Annotated in this window: 26 protein-coding genes and 1 tRNA gene; 18 read left to right on the top strand and 9 right to left on the bottom strand. The window is 49.5% G+C overall.

The features are described from left to right. Positions 1–237 precede the first annotated feature (237 nt). Positions 238–702 carry a helix-turn-helix domain-containing protein gene (locus GW591_RS00410; protein ID WP_001580470.1) on the top strand — a complete coding sequence of 155 codons (465 nt, stop codon included), beginning with the start codon at positions 238–240 and terminating at the stop codon, positions 700–702. A gap of 506 nt (positions 703–1,208) precedes the next feature. Here the strand turns inward: GW591_RS00410 and GW591_RS00415 are convergent. Next, on the bottom strand, positions 1,209–2,123 hold the full coding sequence (locus tag GW591_RS00415) for a hypothetical protein (protein ID WP_000093741.1): 915 nt from the start codon (positions 2,121–2,123) through the stop codon (positions 1,209–1,211). Positions 2,124–2,362: 239 nt separating this feature from the next. Between GW591_RS00415 and GW591_RS00420 the strand changes: the two genes are divergently transcribed. From GW591_RS00420 to GW591_RS00430, 3 genes are all read left to right on the top strand, one after another. Then, positions 2,363–2,438: transfer RNA gene (locus GW591_RS00420), tRNA-Thr, on the top strand. A gap of 199 nt (positions 2,439–2,637) precedes the next feature. Then, complete coding sequence (locus tag GW591_RS00425) at positions 2,638–2,901, top strand: colicin immunity domain-containing protein (protein ID WP_166859934.1); 264 nt, start codon at positions 2,638–2,640, stop codon at positions 2,899–2,901. A gap of 37 nt (positions 2,902–2,938) precedes the next feature. Then, positions 2,939–3,193: a bacteriocin immunity protein gene (locus tag GW591_RS00430; protein ID WP_134705483.1), complete on the top strand. Its 255-nt coding sequence runs from the start codon at positions 2,939–2,941 to the stop codon at positions 3,191–3,193. Here the strand turns inward: GW591_RS00430 and GW591_RS24040 are convergent. Beyond that, complete coding sequence (locus tag GW591_RS24040; protein ID WP_225444933.1) at positions 3,097–3,471, bottom strand: hypothetical protein; 375 nt, start codon at positions 3,469–3,471, stop codon at positions 3,097–3,099. The genes GW591_RS00430 and GW591_RS24040 overlap by 97 nt on opposite strands. A 357-nt stretch (positions 3,472–3,828) precedes the next feature. On the opposite strand from GW591_RS24040, the gene GW591_RS00440 reads away from it, so the two are divergent. The 4 genes from GW591_RS00440 to GW591_RS00455 are packed head-to-tail and all read left to right on the top strand — an operon-like array spanning position 3,829 to position 6,352. Then, positions 3,829–4,314, top strand: coding sequence for a PAAR domain-containing protein (locus tag GW591_RS00440; protein ID WP_166859936.1), 486 nt, complete (start codon positions 3,829–3,831; stop codon positions 4,312–4,314). 3 nt (positions 4,315–4,317) lie between these two features. After that, on the top strand, positions 4,318–5,847 hold the full coding sequence (locus GW591_RS00445; protein WP_166859938.1) for a colicin E3/pyocin S6 family cytotoxin: 1,530 nt from the start codon (positions 4,318–4,320) through the stop codon (positions 5,845–5,847). Then, entirely contained in the window at positions 5,847–6,098 is a 252-nt protein-coding gene (locus GW591_RS00450; protein ID WP_037036475.1) for a DUF7683 domain-containing protein, read from the top strand. Before GW591_RS00445 ends, GW591_RS00450 begins: the two co-directional genes overlap by 1 nt. A 32-nt stretch (positions 6,099–6,130) precedes the next feature. Continuing rightward, the gene (locus GW591_RS00455) at positions 6,131–6,352 is read left to right on the top strand and encodes a DUF6392 family protein (protein WP_121019596.1); all 222 of its coding nucleotides are present in this window, start codon (positions 6,131–6,133) and stop codon (positions 6,350–6,352) included. A gap of 36 nt (positions 6,353–6,388) precedes the next feature. Here the strand turns inward: GW591_RS00455 and GW591_RS00460 are convergent, their stop codons facing one another. Next, positions 6,389–6,715, bottom strand: a complete 327-nt coding sequence (locus tag GW591_RS00460; protein ID WP_119261320.1) for an NIPSNAP family protein — start codon at positions 6,713–6,715, stop codon at positions 6,389–6,391. A gap of 320 nt (positions 6,716–7,035) precedes the next feature. On the opposite strand from GW591_RS00460, the gene GW591_RS00470 reads away from it, so the two are divergent. Then, the gene (locus tag GW591_RS00470; RefSeq protein ID WP_112151313.1) at positions 7,036–7,929 is read left to right on the top strand and encodes a LysR family transcriptional regulator; all 894 of its coding nucleotides are present in this window, start codon (positions 7,036–7,038) and stop codon (positions 7,927–7,929) included. A gap of 34 nt (positions 7,930–7,963) precedes the next feature. Here GW591_RS00470 and GW591_RS00475 read toward each other — a convergent pair whose 3' ends face one another. The 3 genes from GW591_RS00475 to GW591_RS00485 form a co-directional block, all read right to left on the bottom strand. Next, complete coding sequence (locus GW591_RS00475; RefSeq protein WP_255563051.1) at positions 7,964–8,323, bottom strand: aldo/keto reductase; 360 nt, start codon at positions 8,321–8,323, stop codon at positions 7,964–7,966. 26 nt (positions 8,324–8,349) lie between these two features. Then, positions 8,350–9,201, bottom strand: a complete 852-nt coding sequence (locus GW591_RS00480) for an aldo/keto reductase (protein ID WP_119261322.1) — start codon at positions 9,199–9,201, stop codon at positions 8,350–8,352. Positions 9,202–9,407: 206 nt separating this feature from the next. Continuing rightward, positions 9,408–9,677 (bottom strand): hypothetical protein, encoded by a 270-nt coding sequence (locus GW591_RS00485; RefSeq protein WP_013574307.1) that lies wholly within the window; start codon positions 9,675–9,677, stop codon positions 9,408–9,410. 553 nt (positions 9,678–10,230) lie between these two features. Between GW591_RS00485 and bhsA the strand changes: the two genes are divergently transcribed. After that, positions 10,231–10,488 carry a multiple stress resistance protein BhsA gene (gene bhsA / locus GW591_RS00490; RefSeq protein ID WP_013574308.1) on the top strand — a complete coding sequence of 86 codons (258 nt, stop codon included), beginning with the start codon at positions 10,231–10,233 and terminating at the stop codon, positions 10,486–10,488. A gap of 62 nt (positions 10,489–10,550) precedes the next feature. Here the strand turns inward: bhsA and GW591_RS00495 are convergent, their stop codons facing one another. Beyond that, positions 10,551–10,778 (bottom strand): hypothetical protein, encoded by a 228-nt coding sequence (locus GW591_RS00495; RefSeq protein ID WP_013574309.1) that lies wholly within the window; start codon positions 10,776–10,778, stop codon positions 10,551–10,553. 265 nt (positions 10,779–11,043) lie between these two features. Here GW591_RS00495 and GW591_RS00500 point away from each other — a divergent pair, with 265 nt between their 5' ends. Continuing rightward, the gene (locus GW591_RS00500) at positions 11,044–11,277 is read left to right on the top strand and encodes a putative hemolysin (RefSeq protein ID WP_013574310.1); all 234 of its coding nucleotides are present in this window, start codon (positions 11,044–11,046) and stop codon (positions 11,275–11,277) included. Positions 11,278–11,633: 356 nt separating this feature from the next. Next, the gene (locus GW591_RS00505) at positions 11,634–12,791 is read left to right on the top strand and encodes a M20 aminoacylase family protein (protein ID WP_166859941.1); all 1,158 of its coding nucleotides are present in this window, start codon (positions 11,634–11,636) and stop codon (positions 12,789–12,791) included. A gap of 64 nt (positions 12,792–12,855) precedes the next feature. Here the strand turns inward: GW591_RS00505 and GW591_RS00510 are convergent, their stop codons facing one another. Together GW591_RS00510 and GW591_RS00515 are read right to left on the bottom strand one after the other, a co-directional pair. Further along, the gene (locus GW591_RS00510) at positions 12,856–13,638 is read right to left on the bottom strand and encodes a CatB-related O-acetyltransferase (protein ID WP_041673024.1); all 783 of its coding nucleotides are present in this window, start codon (positions 13,636–13,638) and stop codon (positions 12,856–12,858) included. Between the two features lie 181 nt (positions 13,639–13,819). Continuing rightward, on the bottom strand, positions 13,820–15,607 hold the full coding sequence (locus GW591_RS00515; protein ID WP_013574313.1) for a methyl-accepting chemotaxis protein: 1,788 nt from the start codon (positions 15,605–15,607) through the stop codon (positions 13,820–13,822). 328 nt (positions 15,608–15,935) lie between these two features. On the opposite strand from GW591_RS00515, the gene GW591_RS00520 reads away from it, so the two are divergent. From GW591_RS00520 to GW591_RS00545, 6 genes are all read left to right on the top strand, one after another. Continuing rightward, positions 15,936–16,916 carry a TIM barrel protein gene (locus GW591_RS00520; RefSeq protein ID WP_013574314.1) on the top strand — a complete coding sequence of 327 codons (981 nt, stop codon included), beginning with the start codon at positions 15,936–15,938 and terminating at the stop codon, positions 16,914–16,916. A 61-nt stretch (positions 16,917–16,977) separates the two neighbouring features. Then, positions 16,978–18,021, top strand: coding sequence for a sugar ABC transporter substrate-binding protein (locus GW591_RS00525; RefSeq protein ID WP_013574315.1), 1,044 nt, complete (start codon positions 16,978–16,980; stop codon positions 18,019–18,021). 32 nt (positions 18,022–18,053) lie between these two features. Beyond that, the gene (locus tag GW591_RS00530) at positions 18,054–19,547 is read left to right on the top strand and encodes a sugar ABC transporter ATP-binding protein (RefSeq protein WP_013574316.1); all 1,494 of its coding nucleotides are present in this window, start codon (positions 18,054–18,056) and stop codon (positions 19,545–19,547) included. Between the two features lie 51 nt (positions 19,548–19,598). Next, positions 19,599–20,570 carry an ABC transporter permease gene (locus GW591_RS00535; protein WP_013574317.1) on the top strand — a complete coding sequence of 324 codons (972 nt, stop codon included), beginning with the start codon at positions 19,599–19,601 and terminating at the stop codon, positions 20,568–20,570. Next, positions 20,570–21,427, top strand: coding sequence for a MurR/RpiR family transcriptional regulator (locus GW591_RS00540; protein ID WP_013574318.1), 858 nt, complete (start codon positions 20,570–20,572; stop codon positions 21,425–21,427). Before GW591_RS00535 ends, GW591_RS00540 begins: the two co-directional genes overlap by 1 nt. A gap of 1 nt (position 21,428) precedes the next feature. Continuing rightward, a complete protein-coding gene (locus GW591_RS00545; RefSeq protein WP_013574319.1) occupies positions 21,429–22,289 on the top strand; it encodes a ribokinase in 861 nt (286 codons plus the stop codon). Positions 22,290–22,356 lie beyond the last annotated feature (67 nt).

Here is a 22,356-nt window from a genome sequence, read left to right on the forward strand (position 1 = left end):
ATTTCCTCATTTGCCAAACAACATCACATCTCATAGTGAGCGCCGAAGACACCCAACCTGTGACAGCCATCATACGATATTGGCTTGATTTGTCACTAATGGTATTCATTTTGAATCTTTGATTGTAGCTATACAGACTTCTCGTGAGGGTGATTGTGCTCACAATAGGGAACGTTAGATTCGAAATGTCTCATATGGAGCGTGGCCTTACAGTGGTCAAAATTGCACATTCAGTGCATGAAAAAATCCCTGAGAATACAGTTTGGCGAGCGGGTAAAAGAGTTGCGCGTTGCCACCGGAATGAGCCAGGAAGCGTTTGCGGATCGGTGTGGGTTTGCACGTAGCTATATGAGCCGCATTGAACGTGGCGGTTCTAATGCATCTCTCGATGCCATTGAGGTGCTGGCTAGCGCTCTCAGTGTTGAACCGTGGCAGTTGTTAGTATTCGACTCATCCGAAGAAAACGACCCAGAACTACTGGTTCCCTATGCGGCGGATGGGACGTGCTTTAATCCCGAACTAGCGAGTAGTCGCGATGGTTCATTTGCAGTAGGAGATAAAGCCGCTCAGAAGCGTTTTGGCTCGTTTATCGAAGCTCTTGAGTATCTCCGTAGCATGGAGACGGCAAAGTGGCGTAGGCCGAATTCTGCGGGCAATTGGGGAATTGTGTCTGCCGTTAAATGGGATAAGCTTAGGAAGTAGTGCCAGTATAAGGATATAAATTTGGCAAACAGGATTTATACATTGCATCCCCATAATGGATGCTGTCCACCCTAGGACTTTTGATTCTTTCGGCTGTATATAGATAATCATGAAACACGGGTGCGTTACAGAGGCGTTACGTATCGCTTTTAATGTTTTTTATTATTAAATTCAAGTTGTTATGATTTTGGTGGTGGATTCAAAAAATAAACTCACTCCGTGAGTTTTTGTAAGTTTTATTTTGCTCCGAATCTTCACCCTTCCCGAGAGTTGTTCTTCTATGATAACTCAGGCTGCGTAAGCAGCCCGTCGCGACAAAGTCGCGACCCTGTTATTTGGTAATTAGTTACAAAAGTTAAAAAGCTAAGCAATACCCTAGTCATACAAAGAACTATGATTTACGGGGGTTTTATGGCAAAAGAGATAGCTCCCATACTGGGTAAACTAATCGCGCATAAACCCGGTAAATTGTTTTTCAAGGCTATCGTTTCATTCAAATTTTGAGTTCACATCTTTTTCTCATATGAATCTAAACGTTGTAAAACAGCTTTTAATGATGATTTAAGCCTCTTCTCATCGTGGCTTTCCCCTGTCATAAATCTCATTATCTGTGCTAAACTCATGCATGATTTATCGTATATGCGTGAAGCAAGCCAAACATTAACCCAATGAGGAATATGTTTTGCTAGATTTCTCCGTTTTGTTACTGAAACTTCAAGTCTCTCCGTAACTTGTGCAATCCCTAATGAATGCAACTTGCCACCTCGGACATCTCCTTGTTGAAGTTTCCGCCATGAATCACGGTGTTTTTTAGATTGATACTGTGCTAACTCCCATTGAAGGTTTACGTTGATCTGTAATGCCCTGATTTTTACGTCAGTTGTCCAATTTAGACGCGCAAATTTTTCTGCCAAGATCCAGTCAAATTCTTCGCGCTGAAATAGGTGCTCAAACTCTTCTGCACCTACCGCTTTTTTCTGTCCTTGTATCCATGTCCAGTGCATATCAATGACTTGGCGGTCAATGCTTAATTGGTTTGGTTCATCATCAGACGTTCTTTTAGGTGATGGAGGAAGCGCACGAAATCTCGGAGCTATGTATTGTGAAATATTCAACGCAATTGACAATGACACTGCTTCATCTCGATGGTTTAGGTAATCATTTTTGTTTTCAAGGATAGAGCGTAGACATTGCGCTATCTCATTACCATTTCTTGTCAAAACGATCTCTGATGCTTTTGAAACGAGATCTTTAAAAGGAGTAATACCGGGGTGTTTCTCAAGAACTTCTTGAGGTTCGGTAGACATACTACGGGCTGATGTCGCCTGTTCGTTCTCATTGTCGAGAATCGCAGCAAGGACATCAATTTGCTGATCATTTGGAAGCTCAAGCTGGCTACGTAAACTAGTTTCTGATGACATAATTCCCACTCCTTAGTTGAATAAGCGGGACATTATTTTGTGAACTTAGGCTTTTCAATGCTTCTGGTTGGCTATTTTTAAACAGTAATATAACATATTGTTTTATAATGATTTCCATTTTAGGCTATTTTACGTCATATGCTTTTTAGTGCTCTGTAGAGGACATTGGCTCTCCTACAAAACTGTCCTACAATGCGATTTCATCATTGATTAATGCTTTATGGTTACGCGTCCTGAAAGCCGATATAGCTCAGTTGGTAGAGCAGCGCATTCGTAATGCGAAGGTCGTAGGTTCGACTCCTATTATCGGCACCATTTAGCGTTTCAACTTATCCATTTAAAAGACTCAGGGAAGCATGCTTGTGTGCAGAGCTTTCTCAATACGTGTCAGGCATTCTTGCTGGGTTGGATGTGCCGGTGGCATATTTTTATGCCGAAGAAGATGCGCTGACTATTGCATTCCATGAAAGTAGAAAGCAGTCAGTTTAGTGTTTTCAATCTTAGGGAGCTAAAAATGAGCCAGAAACTTTTAACCTTCGCCAGATCATTTATTAATGGCGAGATCTCAGCCGAAGATTTTGCTGACCCTTATCAGATGTTATGGAAAGCTGAGGGTGAAAATGGTGATTCGCTGAAAGATAACTATCAGGACAGTGAAAAATGCTCGACCATTTTCTGTCTCGCAAATCAATTCAATCCTGACAATGATCGTGATAAGTATGAGTTTGATGCTGATGAACTTAAAGCGCGGGTTCGGGCTGTTTTGGATAACGAATGACTCTCAGGTGCCACCTGAATACAGATAAAGGAAAAACATGCAGCTCAAGGATAAGTTTGAAGAGTACTCGGAAGCCGAATTTGTTGCGCTGGTGAAAGATATTTTCGACGTGCATGGCAGCGGGTCATATCAGGACAGTTTACTGGAAAATTTCAGTCGGGTTACCGGGCATCCTTCAGGGACTGATTTAATTTTTTATCCTGAAGGAGATAACCCAGTCACGCCAGAGAGTGTAGTTACCGAAATTAAACAGTGGCGGACTTCTGTCGGGAAAACGTTGTTTAGAAGCTGACGGGTATCTGCGTCATCCGCATCCAGCGTCGCATCAATATGCCTCATAATATATTTTTCAAATCCTGAATCGCGATTTCTCAGATATTGCAGCTTAGTGATTTCCGGCCATTTATCGGTGAGTCTCCGCGCCATCGTTTCTGAATTCCCTTCAGCGATACTGCCATCGTCACATTGCGCGTAAGCGATGTAGTTTTTATGTAGGGCATCCCATGAATCGAGATTGTCCACTGCAATATCTGCTGCTTCTGCATCACGTTCGGTACAGTTTTTTTGCATCAGGAGTACCAGAAAAGAGGGCAAATGATAAAATAATGACGACAATTTTCATTCTATATCCATTAATTATTACGTGTTATTTTCTGCGATGGCTGAATTTTGACTTTGAATTTATCTTGTTTGAAATAATTTATGAGACTGTTTGTGCTATAAATATTTTATATTAATCCTCTTTAAATAATAATGAATATGAGTATTCGTATTATCTGTTTGTATAAATAACTCGAATAACTTAAATGACTTATATCTTATGATTTAGCTCAAGGTTTATGGTTTTATATTTATTGTTCGTTGTGGGTGTTTATTTTAGCTGATTATCATACCGGTGAAACTCACCTCAATGGACGGAAAATAAATATGGAAATGCAATTCACTAATGAACTGAATCAGGAATTACTGGATGTCATCAATACCCCGCCTTTCACGGCTGAACAACTGGCTGAAATGGATGAAAGCGCGAGGGCAGTTGTTGAGGAACAGGCAGCGTTTGCCCGTCAGCATCCTGTTATTGCGATTTACCGGCTGGCAGTTCCAGGCAGCCTGACTGCCTGCGGTGGCAAAGTCACCAAAGCCAGCAGTACAGGAAAAGTCACCCTTGAGAATGGCACGGAAGCGGCGTTTGCCCTTGAGCAGGATGAAGTCACTTATGCCGATGGCAGCACGGCAAAGATTGCCACCAGCGCAGGCCAGCAGTTTTGTAACGGTAATCGTGGGTTTGCCTTAGTCGGCAGCATGCTGGATAACGGCGATAAAATTATCAGTACGCCGCAGGGCAGTTGCTACCTGGTTGCCCGAAAAGATGTCCCGATGGCAGTAGATTTTCTTGCCGTTACCGGCGCGTAACGGATGGGGTATCGCTCAAATTGTTATGGTCGCGGGCAGGCGCTGCACGGCGACAAAACCACGACAGGCGCGGTGTGCCTGACCTCTCTGCCCAATGCGACGGAACACGGGCTTGGCGTGATCCGCATCGGTGATGCTACGACCGACTGCCCGAAATGCGGTCGTCGCGGAAAAATCACCAGCGGAGAACCGCATTCCACCTATGACGGTCTCGCTTCTGCCGTGGACGGTTCGGATGTTTTATGTGGTTGCCCGCCGTGGACGAACCGGGTTATCGCGCCAGCCGGACAATGGATGGGGAGAGGTAAATCACCCGCCGAACTGGCGCGTGAAAAGTGGGAAGCAGAGCGTGCCGCGGTATTGCTGGTTCAGGCTGAGAAAGAAGCGGCAGAACAGGCCAGACGTTCGATGCCGGTGTTTGCGAAATCCGCGGAATGTGGCGCAGGGAATACCGAAGCACGAACCTGCGAGGAGCAGCATCATAACTTCGGGCGATTGTCTTACGGGGTGCCGACGCCGGGCGCAGGCATAAAGCCCGAAGTTGAGCAGCACGCGCAGGCGACGAAGCGCAAGAAGCCCGCCGGTGATAAAAAGCCCTGGTACAAAAAGTTATTTGGCAAGAAGACTGATGCACCCGCTCAGTCTGGTATACCGCTGGCAATACCCGTAGCAACGGGCGGTGGCGCTGAACTCATTGCGTCGGGCATGAGTGCACTGCGCGGGGTGACGTCGATCCGCCTCGGCAGCCTGTTCGTGAATCCGGTCACCGTCGGTGTTATCGGGACGTTTTACTCGAACAAGCTGAACGCCGGTGAAGAGGATATTTTAAGCGACAGCCAGCTTGCGGCGCTGGCCGGAAAGTCCGCCCCGACGCGGATCCGTTTTCAGTGGGTGAAGGATAAATATGGCCGGTTAATTCCCGTGGCTTATCACACCGGCGCTGACAGCGGTCTGGATCAGGTTCGTGTACGCGCCATGCGGCGGAACATATTCACGGGTAACTATGAGTTCTGGGCGGATGGCGCGGAAAAGCCCGCCATCATCTGGACGCCCGACGAGCTTGAGTTTAAAGCGCCAGGCAATACCGGTAATCGTGATGAGCCGTATTTACCTTCGACCATCACCGTATTACCGTTACCCGGCGCGGAAGAAATGGGCAGCACCTCAACCTCGCTACCGATCCCGGATGAACAATCATTTGATGATTACATCCTGGTCAATCTGCCGCACGGCATGCCGCCGATTTATATTTATCTGAGTAATGACCACAAATACCATGTGGCACCAAAAGGAAATCCTCCCTTGCCAGCATTTCCTGATGCCAAAAGGGCGCCTCGAAAAACAGCTATACAAGGTGGTGGGGGATTAAGAGTTAGATGGAAAGATTCTAAAGGTAAGATTTATGAATGGGATTCTCAACATGGAACCGTCGAAGTCTATGACAAAAGCGGGCGTAACCATTTAGGTGAGTTTAATCCTGAAACGGGGTTTCAAACGAAACCAGCAGATTCAAGTCGGAGAGTTGAAAAATAATGATTGTTTATAGCATTGAAATCTTTGATGAGTTCAGCGAGCAGTTAGTGCGGGAGATAGAGATCCCTGAAGCTAACGTAGATTCTGTCGCTGAAATCATGAAATGGAATGCTACAGATAAAATGTCCTTTATCCGTGGGATTGGGGGGTTTAACGTTACAAAGGCACAAGCATTAGAATTGGAATCCATGCTGGGGATTAAATTTTATGCAGAGCAAAAAATTATTCAAATTTCAGGTGGTGAGATTTAATCATAAACACCCATACGGTGTAGATTATACAAATGACAGTGAATATTGAAGCACTGCTTCATTATCTGGGTAATGGGTATTCGGAAATTGTTGATGCTGGATTAATTACTTATAAAGCTGATTTCAAAGGCGCATCTGGTTCACCAGTGATAATTCTTGGAATGGCAAAGGAAGGCATCTTTTTAGCGTTTAAACGTGAGGGAAGTATCCCGGTAGAAATCACAGGCGGCAGATCATATCTCTGTCGCCTGTGATTTATCACTACTACGTTATATTCCGATAACCTGCACTTACCCTCGTAGCCCTTCCACGCTTTCCGGCGGCAGGTTCATCACTGTTTTAATGCTGGTTTCGATACTACGAATGATGTTTTCGCGTGGACCGTTGCGCCAGTCAGCACTTGCATAAAAGGCATCAAGAGCCGTAGCCATGCTTTCAGGGGTATCAAAGGCACGGATCAGATAGTAGCAATCCGGGTCATGCAGCGAGTTTCCGAACGAAACAACGTCGATCCCGTGGCATTGGTGCAGGGGAACGCTGATTTCCTGCATGATGGCGTGAAACGTGGCCCCGGTGCCTTTGTGTAATGTGTATTGCAGTATTTCGACGGTTCTCAACGTGTAGTCTCCGTTTATTTGTCAGCGGCATAGAATTCATGGCGTTTTTGAGATCGCGACACATTATTACTGGATAAACTCAGTGAAGTGGCTCACATCTCGCCATTTCATTTCCATCGTCAGTTTTGTAGTTATTGTGGGATGCCACCTGGCCGTTAACGAGTCCTTTCCTGATAAACCTGCTGATAATTCAGACTTATTTCCGATGCCGATACAACATCAATTATCATTATTGTCAGTAACGGGGCTAAAATGATTGTGTTTATGAATACCCTTCATGAGTGAACTATGGGGGGAATGCTTCAATAAGGAAACCGCTAATGCTTAAAGAAAACTTCAACGAACTCCAAATCTTTCTGATGGTAGCAAGAGAGCGAAGTTTTACCAAAGCCGCGGGCAAACTCGGTGTTTCTCAGTCAGCACTCAGCCACGCGATGAAAGCGCTGGAAGAAAGGCTGAACATCCGTCTTCTGACGCGAACTACCCGAAGTGTTGCCCCCACAGAAGCGGGTGAGAGAATTATTGCCTGCCTTGAGCCCCGTATTGCTGATCTCGAGCAGGAGCTGGAATCGCTTGTTCAACTGAACGGCACCGCCTCCGGTAATATCCGTTTATCTGCCGGGGAGCATGCCGCGCGAAATCTGGTGTGGCCGAAGCTAAAACCCTTCCTCAGGGAATACCCGGAAATTAATCTCGAGCTGGTGGTAGATAACGGCTTTGTCAATATTGTTGAGGGGCGTTTTGACGCCGGGATCCGTCTGGGCGAAAGCGTGGATAAGGACATGATCGCGGTGAGAATTGGGCCGGACATGCGAATGGCAGTCGTTGGCGCACCGTCATATTTTGCTGCTAACCCCGCGCCTGAAACGCCTCACGAGCTACAAAATCATCGGTGCATCAATATGCGTCTGCCCACTGCCGGTGGACTTTACCACTGGGAGTTTGAGAGGGAAGGGAAACCGTTACGGGTCAGGGTTGAGGGGCAGGTAACGTTTAATCTGCAGGCGGAAAGGATTGATGCGGCTTTATCTGGCTTTGGCATCGCCTGTATACCTGAGGATAGGGTGCTGGATTATATAAAGTCAGGAGAGCTGATCCAGATTCTGCAGGACTGGTGTCCGTCTTTCCCCGGATATTATCTTTACTACCCCAGCCGTAAGCAGCATCCGCCCGCTTTTGCGCTGATGATCGATGCACTTCGCTACTCGGAATAACGGGTCCGCAATTCGCTGCGGACCCGCCCGGGTATTAACGGCCTGTGCGAGCCTGATGCTCAGGAGAGTAACGTTCGCCGACGATTTTAATCGTTTCAAGCGCCTGGGTTATCTGCTGCTTGTTGTCATCGCCGAAGGTAAAACCAAATTTGGTGGCGATAACGACGCGATCGCGAAAAGGTTTTAAGGCTTCGCCGACAACCTCTTCATTCAGAAATGGGCCATACACTTCGGCGGTATCGAAGAACGTGACGCCACGTTCAACCGCAGCACGAATGAGTTCGATAGCCTGACGGGTATCTGTCGCCGGGCCGTAGCCGTGACTGAGCCCCATGCAACCGAGTCCAAGAGCGGAGACTTCGAGTCCGGATTTACCCAGATAACGTTTTTGCATTGAATGAATACCTCTTTTATCGCGGTTTAAACGTCAAGTTTGCGACCAGTCAGCCATTCCACCCTCGCCGGGTCGCGGTGAGAGAAGAAGGCGCTGGTTGCGGTATCAAGGGCGGCAATCTGCAACATATCCTCAGGACTAAGTTCAAAATCGAGGATGTTGATGTTCTCTGCCATACGTTCTTTTCGCACCGATTTGGCCAGAGAAACGATGCCTCGCTGGAAGATCCACCGCAGGACAACCTGACCCACACTTTTGCCGTACTTCTGCCCAATTGCCGTTAATACGGGATGCTGGAACAGGCCATTTTTACCCTCAGCAAACGGTGCCCAGGCTTCTGGCTGAATGCCACGGCTTTGATTCCATGGAACGGCATGCAACTGCTGGTTGAAGGGGTTAACTTCAATCTGGTTTACCGCAGGGGCAACCTTGTTGAAGGCGATAAGGTCGGCCAGTCTGTCTGGATGGAAGTTGCTGACGCCAATGGCGCGAATTTTGCCTGCCTCATGCAATTCTTCCATGGCACGCCAGGCACCATGAACATCACCGTAAGGCTGGTGAATCAGGTACAGGTCAACGTAATCAAGTTGCAGCCGATTCAGGGAGCGTTCGAACTGTGCTTTAGCTCCTTCGTAATGGGTATCCTGCAGCCACAGTTTGGTCGTTACAAAGAGTTCGCGACGTGCGATACCGGTCTGTTTCAGAGCGTTCCCGACCTGGGTTTCATTCTGGTAAGAAGCAGCGGTATCGATCAGGCGGTATCCCGTATCAATGGCATCAATAACGGCTCTTTCGCATTCAGCGGCATCAGTCATCTGAAACACACCAAAGCCCAGCAGGGGCATTTCAATACCGTTGTTCAGATTTACAGTTTGCATGACGTAATCCTTCAGCTGTTGTGTAGAAAAAGGATAACGCAAAGTGATTTATTCAATTAGAGGGGGTAATTAGCTAGGGTTTATTAGATTTATTCATTAATTTGAGGGGATCTGATGCTCGGCTTTGTGCCAGCAGCGGACATAATCACCCGCCATATTGCGGGTGTGTTTTTTCGACGGTTCACTCTCAGCCGTCCGTAGCTGAGCTACTTTTTGCTAACAAGATAGGTAGCAATGGCCGTTAATCCATCTATAAGGGGCATAGACCCGGCGCCTGCCATGAAGTCATCGTGATCTATCTGGTTATTTCGGCGAATGTCAGCAAAGCGTGCAAGCGCATTTTTTTCATTTGTGGCACTGATCTCTTCAAACTGTTTTTCGTAGCCATGTTCAATCAGCTGAGAAGCTTTGCCCACGTCCGAGCTTTCCAGTACAACAATTTGCTTACCCTTTTGAAAAAAAAAGTAATTCAGCATTTCGTGCTCCACATAGAAAAGGTGATATTTAAAAGAATATATCCAGTCTGAGAGGATCCTGAAAATAATTTCAAGTTTATTTTTTAATCCGGTAAGAACTTCCTTTTTTTACTGGCGATCCTTTGGCCTCGTGAGCGTTATTCACTGATAGCCGCCCCTGCTCGTAGCCTCGGCAGCTTTTTTGCCGGGAGCGGATATTGCTGACACATGGGTGGACTAATTAACGGAGGCGGTTAATTTAACGGATTAATTTCCCAATAATTAATCCTTTTACCTGTCTCTTTAGGGATCGAACGGCCCTGTATTCGGGGTCATCTGGCGGAAATAACGATCCTCGCCTATGGCAAATAACCCCATACCGATGAACAGCGGCAGACGTCGCCCGAAGCGATCGCATAATTAGTTAATGATCGTTAAATAAATTGCTTGCACAACCTCCCGGCGACGCTTAGTATTTACTTATCGAACGTTAATTAATAAGTGACGTTGACCTTAAACCGGGGCACCTGCAAAAGGTTTCCCAATCAAAATTCGAAGAACAGGAATTAACCTCATGAAAAATATCGCAATGACTATCGCCGCTCTGACACTGGCAACAGCTTCTTTCTCAACCCTGGCAGCGACTGAAGTGCAGTCAGCGCCGGCAGGTCAGCAATCCATTGGTGTAGTCGGTGCATCAACCACCGGTTCACTGTCAGGCCTGCAATCAGAATTGAATGCAAAAGCCACCCAGGCGGGTGCAAGTTCATACCGTATTATCGGTGCATCCGGTAATAACCAGCTTTACGGTACAGCAGAAATGTACAAATAAGCTGAGCAGTAACAAGCAGTAAGCAGAAGAGGCGGCGGTTGCCGCCTTTTTCGTGTCTGCGATTAGCGGTATTTATGGAAGTGATTATTGCGGATCTTTCGGTTGATATAACCATGCAATCCGCTGCCAGCTTTCGCCATGGCGATCATATGGTCAACGTCTGTCACCCCTGGCCGGATGGAATTATAGATGTAATGCCAGCCATCTTTGAACTTCACGGTAATTGAATCTTCCGTAGTCGTGAAAGCGACGATACCCGAATTGCCCCCCCGGTTTTGGTACTTTTCCATATTCCCCTTCCTGATTGATGAAGCCATTCACGACCTGAATAATAGTAGCCATAAATTTTTGCCGGTTGTGTGAGTAGAAAAGCTTTTTTTAAGCTGTTCTGGCAAAACGTCCCGGCGGAGCTGATGCCGTGGCCCTTTCCTGAAAGTTTAACGCCTGATAAACGAAGTAAAAAGAAGAAGCTTTTTAAGAATATGGGAGTAGGTCACGGAAAGCGACGGGGAATAGAATTCCCCGTCGTTTTTACTCTCATCACGAAGGTGCAGAATGAAAAAGTTCTTCCTCATTATCATGGTCTCAGCGCTGGCAGGTTGCGCGGGTTATCACCATAAACCAGAAAGACACCAGAGCGGGATGGCAAATCCGGCTGCGGTATATTGCCATGAAAGAGGCGGAAGATCGGTGAGTGTGCAAACACCACACGGCGTTCGTGCAGACTGCGTATTCCCTGATGGACGCGGTATCGACGAATGGGAGTTATACCGTCGGGATCATAACTAAAATCCGTTTCACGCAGGCTGAAAATAACCCCGTGCGTATCACCAGTCCTTTATAAAATTTACGACGACCTGCGCTTTTCTCTTTTACCTGTTTGCGGACTTAGTCTTTTCCAAAGGATGTAATGGCGGGAAAAACACCGATCCGGCGCGGGTTTTTCATTCAGGCAATAGTGAAGGGTTCAGCCAATATTGGGTAAATTCCGAAAGTGTGCTCACTGCCGAAATCTCACTCACGATAAAGGGCAAAGGAAGCCGATTTCCCGTTTATCGGTTCACTGCGGGATGTGATACTTTGGAGCAGTAACGTGCCGGTGAGAGCATTTCACCGTGTTGAATTCAGAACAGCACAGAGGGTTTATGGCGGTCATTTCCGGACAGATTATCGAGCAGGCGAAGCAGTGGCGTCGCGACTTTCACAGGCGACCTGAACTGGGTCTGAATGAGCATGGCACCGCAAAAATAATCAGTGAACTGCTACTGTCTTTTGGTCTTGAAGTGTATACGGGCATTGCCGAAACCGGCGTTATTGCCACACTGCGAAACGGCGAAGGCCCTTCAATCGGACTGCGTGCAGATATCGACGCATTACCCATTCAAGAACTGAATGAATTCGAGCACCAGTCACAAAACCCGGGCCTGATGCATGCCTGCGGGCACGATGGCCATACATCCATTTTGCTGGGCGCGGCAAAACATCTGAGTGAGAACCGTCATTTTCGCGGCACTGTCCATTTCATCTTTCAGCCTGCTGAAGAAAACTTAGGCGGTGGCGAAATGATGGTGAAAGAAGGGCTGTTTGACCGTTTTCCGATGCAGGCGGTTTACGCGCTGCATAACTGGCCGGGACTGCCGGTTGGCGAAGTAGCGGTCAGCGAGGGGCCGATGATGGCGTCGCAGGATAATTTCTATATCACCCTGACCGGCAAAGGTTGTCACGCGGCGATGCCGGAACGGGGTGCGGATCCCGTGGTGGCTGGCGCGCAGCTGATTTTGTCATTGCAAAGCCTGATTTCGCGCCGCCTGTCGCCGCTGGAACAAACGGTGATCAGCCTGACGCAACTTCATGCGGGCGAAGCCATTAACGTCATTCCTGAAACGCTGCATATGTGGGGCACGCTGCGTTGCCTGAGCAACAAAACCCGTCAGACCTGCTGGCGGCTGATTGAAGAATACGTCCATGCGGTGCCGTTACCGTACGGTGTGAAAGGGGAAGTGCGCTGGGAATTGGGTTATCCGGTCACGCAGAACCATGCAGCGCAGGCAGAGATTGTGCGCGACGCGGCGAAAAACACGCCGGGTATTCAGAAAGTGCATTTCAATAATGCGCCGTCGATGGCTGCAGAAGATTTTGCTTATCTGCTGCAAGCGTGTCCGGGAGCCTATTTCTGGCTGGGTGCCGATGGCGCCACACCTTCTGACTCACTGCATAGCCCGCGCTACGACTTTAATGACGACATTATTCCGCTCGGCATCGGTGTGCTGACCACGCTGGTGGAGCGCGAGCTGAAAGCCTGATCGCATTTTTCATGGCATTCCGGACCGGACAACAGAGGCGTTACGCATTGTCCGGTCTGGTTTTTTATATTTCTGCCAGCTCTTGCGCAATATTCACCACTTTATAGTGATGTTCGCTGATGACCTTCCGGCGTATTTTATCTTCCATCTCATCGGCGAATTTTACAATATCATCAGCCGCTGCGAAGTCGGGTAAATCAGTAATTTTATAATTCCACCATTGAATAGATTGTAAACGATTAATAATACTTTTCTCAAACCGGTATTTAATCACTCTGGCCGGAATACCCGCGACAATCGCGTACGGAGGAACATCAGACGTGACGACGGCATTGGCGGCAATAATTGCGCCATTGCCGATAGTGATGCCGCCTTTTAATACGGCGTGTTCGCCCACCCAAACATCATGACCTAATACCGTCGCCTCCGGCATATAGTCGAACCCGGCAATATTCAGCGTTTCTCCGAATTGTTCCTGCGCCACTTTGGGGAAGAAATCATGATACGTCAGCGGGCTGGTCGTAAACCGGTGTATGGGATGTTGCGGCCCCATAACCCGCACTCCTGCTGCCAGGCTGCAAAATCTGCCAGTTTTGAGGTTATTGGGTAATTTACTGCACGCGTAAGAATACGCGCCCATTGAACAGAAACTTTTTCGTGGCATTGAGGCGTACTCTTCAACCCAAACATCCTCGGTAAATTTTATTCTCTCCCCTTTTTTAAAAAGGAATATATTTCTCTTTTTATATATTCCTTTCACTATTTCCGGGAATTTAAGATGGATCTTATGGCGTAAACAATAATCCTCATGTTTTTGAGCCCATCGAAAGTTAACGGGATACTTCATTCATTGCTCCTCAAAGGTGACATGCTGTTTTTATATATTCTTGTCTAAATCCTAGCATAAAACAGACATTACAAAATCTGAGGTCGGCGGAAAATACGTGAGGAGGCGATGAAGTAAAGCAAAAAACGCCCGGAGGATAAAGTCCGGGCGCTGTGATGAACATCTTACTCAGGCGGCGCGATCAGACCCGGAAATGCCCGACGGCAACCGCCAGACCGGTGGCTTGTTCCTGCAACGCCGACGCCGCCCCCGTGGATTCCTGAACCATCGCTGCGTTCTGCTGCACCATGCCGTCGAGCTGGGTAATGGCACGGTTGATTTCGTTAATACTCAGCATCTGCTCTTCAGATGCATGGGTGATTTCCAGCATGACACTGCTGACGTTCGACACGTTGCTGACGATTTCGCTCATGCTGTCGCTGGCGAGGCGCACCTGCGCTGAGCCGGACGCCACGCTGCTCACCGTTGATTCGATAAGCACTTTGATCTCTTTCGCCGCCTGCGCACTGCGTTGTGCGAGGCTGCGCACTTCGCTGGCGACGACCGCAAAACCGCGCCCCTGTTCACCTGCGCGCGCGGCTTCGACTGCGGCGTTCAGCGCCAGGATATTGGTCTGGAAGGCAATACCGTCGATCACACTGGTAATGTCTCCGATTTTCGATGACGCGGTTTCGATGCTTTCCATCGTTTTAATGACTTTAGTCACCACTTCGTCACCGCGTATGGCCGCCGCAGAAGCGGATTTAGCGGTTTCGGATGCTTGTTTCGCCGAACTGGCCGACTGGGAAACCGTCGCCGTGATCTGCTCAAGGGATGCGGCGGTTTGTTGCAGGCTGGCTGCGGCAGAGTCTGTACGACCGGACAAATCGTTATTCCCTGCGGCGATTTCATCGGCCGCGATTTTAACGGATTCACTGGTGGTGCGGATTTCAGACATCACTTTGCTTAGCTTATCAACGAAGGTGTTGAAGGCGTGCGCGATTTGCGTCACTTCATCATGTCCGTCAGCCGGCAGGCGCTGCGTCAGATCATCCTCACCGGAACTGATCGCATTGAGCGTATCGCGCACCACCGACAGGCGGTGGAACGATTTGCTGATAATCAGCCCGATGACGACGGCTGAAATCAGCACGATCACAATCAGCGTAATCACCGACGAGGTCAGCAGGGATCGCATACCCGCAGTGGACTCTTTCTTATCCTGCGCCACCAGCGTGAACCATTCCGTACCTGCTACCGGCATCGCACGGACGCGCTTGACCGCACCGTTCAGACGGATATCCACCGGTGCATTGGCGGCAAACACATCCTGCAAATTCACCCCTTCCGCCAGTGCGGTAAACGGCTTCAGTGCCAGGCTGGTATCCGGATGCGCGATGATCACACCGGATTTATCCACCAGCATGCCGAAACTGCCTGGCGTCGGATGAATGGTATTAACGTTGCTCACGACGCTGTCCATCGAGACATCGCCCGCCACAACCGCTTTCAGCGTGCCTGCTTCCATCACCGGTACGGCGAAAGTGACCACCAGTTTCCCGCTACCGGCATCAATATAAGGCGGTGTGGCCACCGGATGTCCGGCGGCTTCAGCCTGCTTGTACCACGGGCGGCCGGTCGGATCGTAATCCGCAGGCACACCGGTCGGATCGGAGAACTTCGCGGTGCGGTTTGCATAACCGACATACACGTTGGTAAATCCACCTGCACTGGCGATCTGCTTGAGAACCGGGATCGGATCTTCTGACATCGCGATCTGTTGCAGTGAAACGATCATCCCTGTTTTCGAGCTTACCCAATCGCTGATCCCTCGCGTGTGGCTGGCCGTCAGCGCGTTAAGTGTGCTGTCTGTCGCCTGACTGTTGTACTTGTTGGCAACGGTATAACTCAGGAAGGTATTGATAATCAGCGAACAGGCCACGATGACGATACAGGCCGTGATAATGCGCGAACGGATGGTTTTAAGCATGAGCGTTTCCCTGGAAGGAATCTTAAGTTTTAGTTATCGGCAGGGAAGGGAAAAACTTGAGACCCGTCACAAAAAACAGAGGCTTGTCGGGGCGAAAGGACGTCCCTGTTTATTTCAGCGCGAAATTAAAGGCCTTCCTAAACCAACCCGCTGCTCATTGTAACGTCCGCCGCGCTTTCTCTAAATTTCGTGAAACGCCTCCCAAATCTGATCACAATTCCACCAGGGGATCTTGCGGCTTTTATCCGTGGGTGATAGTAATGCACTACTTCACAAAATAAAGTGAAGAAGGAAAGTACATCACGAATCAGTTTACAAAGGACATCCCATGTCAGAACTTAAATTTGCCACACGTCTGAACTCGTTTGCGTCGGGGGCACATCTTTACTGGCCTGAACAGAAAGGCAAACCTTCAGTGCTGCAAATGATCGAACGTGCAGCTACGGTTAAAGGATTGACGCATCTGGACCTGAATTATCCGCAGCACATGACCGGCGATATCACTTTGATGCGCCAGAAAATCGAAGAAGTCGGGCTGGCGGTGAACGGGATGCAAATGCGCTGGGATGCTCCGGAATTTAAAATCGGCGCATTTACTCACCCGGATCCAAAAATTCGTCGTCAGGCGATTGAATTGACCAAACGCGGGATCGACGCCGGTCGTGAGTTTGGTGCCAGCATTATGACGTTGTGGATGGGACAGGATGGCTTTGATTACTGTTTCCAGGCTGACTACAAAAAAATCTGGGAAGACGCAGTCAGCGCTGTGCGTGAAGTGGCGGAATACGCCCCGGATATCGACGTCAGCATTGAATACAAACCCAACGAACCACGCGCTTACAGCATTTTCCCAAATGCCACTACCTGTCTGCTGGCGGTTGAAGAAGCCGGTTGCAAGAACTTAGGTATCACACTGGATTTCGCGCATGTGTTGTTTGCCAACGAAGTACCGGCGTTTGCGGCGGCGATGGTAGCCCGCCGTTCGCGTTTGCTGGGGCTCGATCTCAATGACGGCTGGGGCAAACGCGACGACGGCCTGATGGTCGGCTCCGTCAACCCGCGTGCCACGCTGGAATTCCTGTTGCAGATGAAACGCGACGGCTATAAAGGCGCGTATTACTTCGATACCTTCCCGGACGCCAGCGGTTTGGATCCGGTGCGTGAAGCAGAAACCAATATCGCGACCGTGATCCGTTTACTCAAACTTTGCGAAAAACTCGAGAATAACCCGGCGCTGAATGAAGCCATCAGCAGGCAGGACGCCGTAGCCACACAGCAAATCGTCAACGACGTGATGTTGGCGCAGTAAAGCGACCCGCCACAGCGCGTGTCGCTGTGACACCATAAAAATAACAATCGAAGGCCAGATGATGAAAAAACTCTTACTGTCTGTACTCACCTCTACACTGCTTTGCACCAGCGTTTATGCCGCCGATCTGCCACCGTTGCAATCCGATACCGAACCGGATCGCACTGACTGGACGCAACTCACGGCCAAATATGGCCCGCTGCCGGCAATCGACAAATCCCTCAAAATCGGCGGTGTGTCTAAAACGCTGACCAATGAATACTGGCGCTCACTCGGCCAGGGATATAAGGAATTCGGTGATAAGCACGGCATCACCGTCGAATATCAGGCTGCGGCTAACGAAGACGACCAGCTCGGTCAGCTTTCTATCGCCGAAACCCTCATTTCACAGGGCTTCAACGGTTTGCTGGTGTCGCCGCAAACTGACGCCAACCTGCAACCGGCGTACGAATCGGCTAAAAGCAAAGGCATTGCTGTCGTTAACGTGAATGATGCGGTGATGCCGAATGCGGCGCATTACGTCGGTAACGTACAGAAAGACAACGGCGTACGCGTCGCCAACTGGTTTATCAAAAAACATCCTGAAGGCGGCAAAGTGGCCGTCATCGAAGGCCAGCCGGGGGTGTATGCCGCGGCGCAGCGTACCAGAGGCTTCAAAGAAACGATTCAGACCAGCGGGAAATTCACCGTAGTCGCCAGCGTTCCGGCCAACTGGAGCCGTGAAAATGCCTATAACGCAGCGGCGACAATTTTACAGCAACATCCTGATCTGATTGGGTTCTACGCCAACAACGATGGCATGGCACTCGGTGTGGTTGAAGCCGTGGCGGCTGCCGGAAAATCCAAACAGGTGGCGGTATTTGGCACTGACGGTATCTCCGATGCTTATGCCTCTATCAAGCGTGGCGAGCTGACCGGCACGGTGGACAGCTTCCCGGTGCTCACAGGGGAAGTGGCGATGGAAGTGGTCGTACGCCTGATTAACGGACAGAAAATCTCCCGCGTGGTCTCCACTCCGCAGGCGCTGATTACCCAGGACAATGCTGATGCGTTCTCCACCAAAGATAACGCGAAACTTCGCCAGCTGCTGGCTCAGCAACAATAAGTCAGACGTGTGAAAACGGGTCAGGAGAGTGTATGGAACAGTACAGTTTGACGATGCGCGGCATCAGCAAAAGCTACAGCGGCGTGGCAGCAGTTCAGGGCGTTGATTTCTCTGTGAGGCCGGGCGAAGTCCATGCGCTGATTGGAGAAAATGGCGCGGGAAAATCGACACTGCTGAATATTTTGTCCGGTGTGCGGGCGGCAGATTCCGGTGAAATTCTGGTGGAAGGGCAGGTTATTCAGATGAAGAATCCGCTGTCTGCCCGTCATGCCGGTATCGCGATGATCCACCAGGAATTGCAGCACGTTCCTGAACTCTCCGTGGCACAGAATATGTTTCTTGGCCGCCCGTTAACGAAACTCAAAGGGTTGTTTGTCGACAGAAAGGCTCAGTACAAAAGGGCAGTGGCGATCCTGCGTCGTCTTGATCCCAGTATTGATCCCGATGAGCCGATCAAGAACCTGAAAGTATCTCAGCAACAGATCGTTGAAATCGCCCGCGCTTTGCTGGATGAAGCGAAGATCATTGCAATGGATGAACCGACTTCCAGCCTGACGCCGACGGAGTTTGAGCGCCTGGCAGAGCTGATTTCAGATCTCAAATCGATGAATGTGTCGCTGATTTATGTCTCACACAAAATGAACGAGATTTTCAAAGTTTGCGATCGGGCGACGATCTTACGTGATGGTAAACAGGTCGGCGTGGTCAATATCTGCGATGAAACCGAAGAAACTATTGTCACCAAAATGGTCGGACGCAAAATCGAAAAAATGCACCATCACTCTTATGCGACCGGCAGGGAAGTGCTGCGCGTCGAAGGATTGAGTCGTGATAATGCCGTGCGGTCGGCGACTTTTTCCGTCGGAGCAGGTGAAGTGCTGGGAATTGCCGGACTGGTCGGTTCCGGGCGTACAGAGTTGCTGAAACTCATCGCCGGCATTGATGCCAAAACCGGCGGCAGCATTGAGGTGGAAGGCGTCGCGGTGAAAAATCACAATGTCAGTTCTGCTATCCGCGCCGGGATCGGACTGGTGCCGGAAGATCGTAAAAAAGAGGGCATCATTAAAGAGCGCGCAGTCAAAATGAATATGGCGTTGCCGTCAATGGGGCGATTTACCCGATACGGTTTACTGAAAAGAAATCAGCTGGATAAAACGGCGCTGGACGTGATGACCGATCTGCGGTTGCGTCCGCTTAACATAGAAAAACCCATTGGAACACTCAGCGGCGGAAACCAGCAAAAAGTCATTATTGGTCGCTGGGTCGCAGCGGACAATAAAGTCTTTCTTTTTGACGAGCCAACCCGGGGAATTGATATCGGAGCAAAGTCTGAGATTTATAATCTGATAGAAAAACTGGCGCAGCAGGGAAAAGCCATTGTGGTGGTTTCTTCCGAGATGCCGGAAATAATTCGTATCTCAGACAGAGTCCTGGTGATGCGTGAAGGGAAAATCACAAAAGAACTTAACGGTGATGAGATTACTGAAGAAAACATTGCCCGTTATGCGATTAACGATGTGAATTAAGCGGTCTGAAAACTATTTCTCCGACACCTACAAAGATTAAAGGCCATTATTATGACGACTCAAGGTAATGTTCAGCCCAAGGTTATGCCTTCGGCATTATTTAAATTCAACGTACGCGATGCCGGTACGCTGATTGGCTTAGTGATTATTGTGATCACCTTCTCTTTTTTGTCGCCGGTATTTTTTACCGTCCCTAATTTACTCAATATATTACAGCAGTCCTCCATCAACGGAATTATTGCGCTGGGTATGACGCTGGTCATTATTTCCGGCGGTATCGATCTCTCCGTCGGGCCGACGGCGGCACTTTCGGCGGTGCTGGGTGCCACGCTGATGGTGTCCGGCGTCCCGGTTCCACTGGCAATAATGGCGACGCTGGGTGTCGGCGCACTGTGCGGCGTGTTCAGCGGCATGCTGGTGGCGTATGCCGGTTTACAGCCGTTTATCGTCACCCTCGGCGGACTCTCGCTGTTCCGCGCGCTGGCGCTGATTTTTACCAACGGCAACCCGATTTTTGGTATCCCGATGGAGTTTCGCACCGTCATTAACAGCACGATTTTCGGGGTTCCGGCACCAATCGTGATTGTTATTGCTATCGCGGCGATACTCTGGACGGTGATGAACAAAACGCCGCTGGGGGAATATATTCTGGCCGTGGGCGGTAACGAAGAAGCCGCACGAGTCGCGGGGGTTCCGGTCAAAAGAACCAAGGTCACGGTCTTTGTGATCTCCGGTGTGCTGGCCTCTTTAGCCTCACTGATTTTGATTGGTCGCCTGGGTGCCGCTGAACCGACCATGGGGAATTTATGGGAGCTGGATGCTATTGCTGCGGCGGCAATTGGCGGGGCTTCGCTGATGGGCGGGAAAGGCAGTGTGATCGGCACACTGATTGGCGCGGTTATTTTAGGTTCATTGCGTAATGGTCTGACACTTCTCAATATTCAGGCGTTTTATCAATTGCTTGCTACTGGCCTTATTATTATCATAGCGATGTTGATTGACAGAGCGACACGAGGCAAGTAATGAATCAGGATCCGCGAGCCATTGGTGCTCAAATTCGTATGAAATTGCCACATCTGACGCCGCTGGAAAGAAAAGTCGTCGAAGCGATTACGTCTAAAAATGATTTTTCTGAGCAAACTTCATTAAAAGAAATTGCGCTGGAAAATAATGTTTCTGAGGCGATGATTGTTAAACTGACCAAAAAATTAAACTTTTCAGGATTCAGAGATTTCAGAAGCAGTTTGATTTATTACAACTATTCTGAAGTGGCAAATTTACATGCGGAAATTGAGCCGGGAGACTCGTCGGAACAATTACTTGAAAAAGTATTCCGTACCTCTATTCAGGCAATAGAAGAAACATTATCTATTGTCGATGTTTCGGAATTTAACCGGGCTGCTGACATTTTATTTAAAGCCAGGCACATCGATTTATATGCTGTCGGCGGCTCTGCTGCCGTCGCCAGAGATTTGTCGCATAAATTGCTGAAAATTGGCATTAAAACGACGGTCTACGATGATGCGCATATCATGCTGATGTCGGCAGCGGTCTTATCGGACGATGATGCGGTGGTGGCGATCAGCCATTCCGGTGCCACCCGCGCGGTGAATGATCCGATCAAACTGGCGGCGCGCAATGGCGCCAAAGTGATCGCCATCACCAATTACGCCGAGTCGCCCATTGCGCGCAATGCGCATGTGGTTCTCAATTCAACCTCTCAGGGATCGCACTTGCTCGGGGAAAATGCTGCGTCGCGGATCGCTCAGCTGAATATTCTGGACGCCTTATTTGTGGCGATTGCCCAGAAGGATCTGAAGACAGCAGAAAAGAACCTGATGAAAACCCAGCAGGCGGTTCAGGACCTTCGGGAATACTAAAATGGGTAAAATTTTAGTCACGGGCAGCCTTCATTATGACATCGTGATCCACGCGCATCATCGTCCGGAAAAAGGCGAAACGGTGATCGGCAGCGGATGTTCATATAAATTCGGCGGCAAGGGCGGGAATCAGGCCGTTGCCGCTGCCAGAGCGGGCGCCGGTGTTCGTTTTGCCGGTGCCGTGGGCGCCGATACGCAGGGGGAATTCCTGCGTGGTGTGCTAAATGAAAACGCGGTCGACAGCAGCTTTATCGCCGTTAATGAAAGCGTACCTTCCGGCATGAGCGTGGCGCTGATGGATGCAGAAGGGGATTACGGCGCAGTGGTCGTTTCCAATGCAAACAACCACATTGATGCCGCGCAGTTTGATGATGATGCCTTGTGGCAGCAGGTTGACATGCTGTTGTTACAAAATGAGGTGCCGGAGGCGGTGAATCTGGCGGCAGCGAAACAGGCGAAACAGCGCGGGATCCGCGTTTGTCTGAATGCCGCACCGGCGCGGACACTTTGTGCTGAGATGCAGTCTGCTGTCGATTTGCTGGTGGTGAATGGCGTCGAAGCCCGTGATCTGAGCGGTATTCCGGTCAATGATTTGTCCGATGCCTGCGTGGCAGCCGAATTACTGAGCCAGCATTCTCCGGCTGTTATCGTGACGGCGGGTGAACACGGTGTGGCCTGGTGTGCAGCCGGCGGACGCAGCCAGTCGATGCCCGCCGAAAAAATAGAGCTGGTCAGTACCCACGGTGCCGGTGACTGCTTTATGGGCACGTTGTGCACATCACTCTTGCAAGGGAAAACGCTGGCAGATTCCGTCGCAAAAGCCAACCGTGCAGCCGCCGAACACGTCTCCCGCAAAGCCTGACTTTTAATGCCAGTCTTTGCTAAAACGCCAAAAGGCAGGATGAATGTCCTGCCTTTTTTGCGTTTAG

This window comes from Rahnella aceris (assembly GCF_011684115.1).
GTDB classification, from domain to species: domain Bacteria; phylum Pseudomonadota; class Gammaproteobacteria; order Enterobacterales; family Enterobacteriaceae; genus Rahnella; species Rahnella aceris.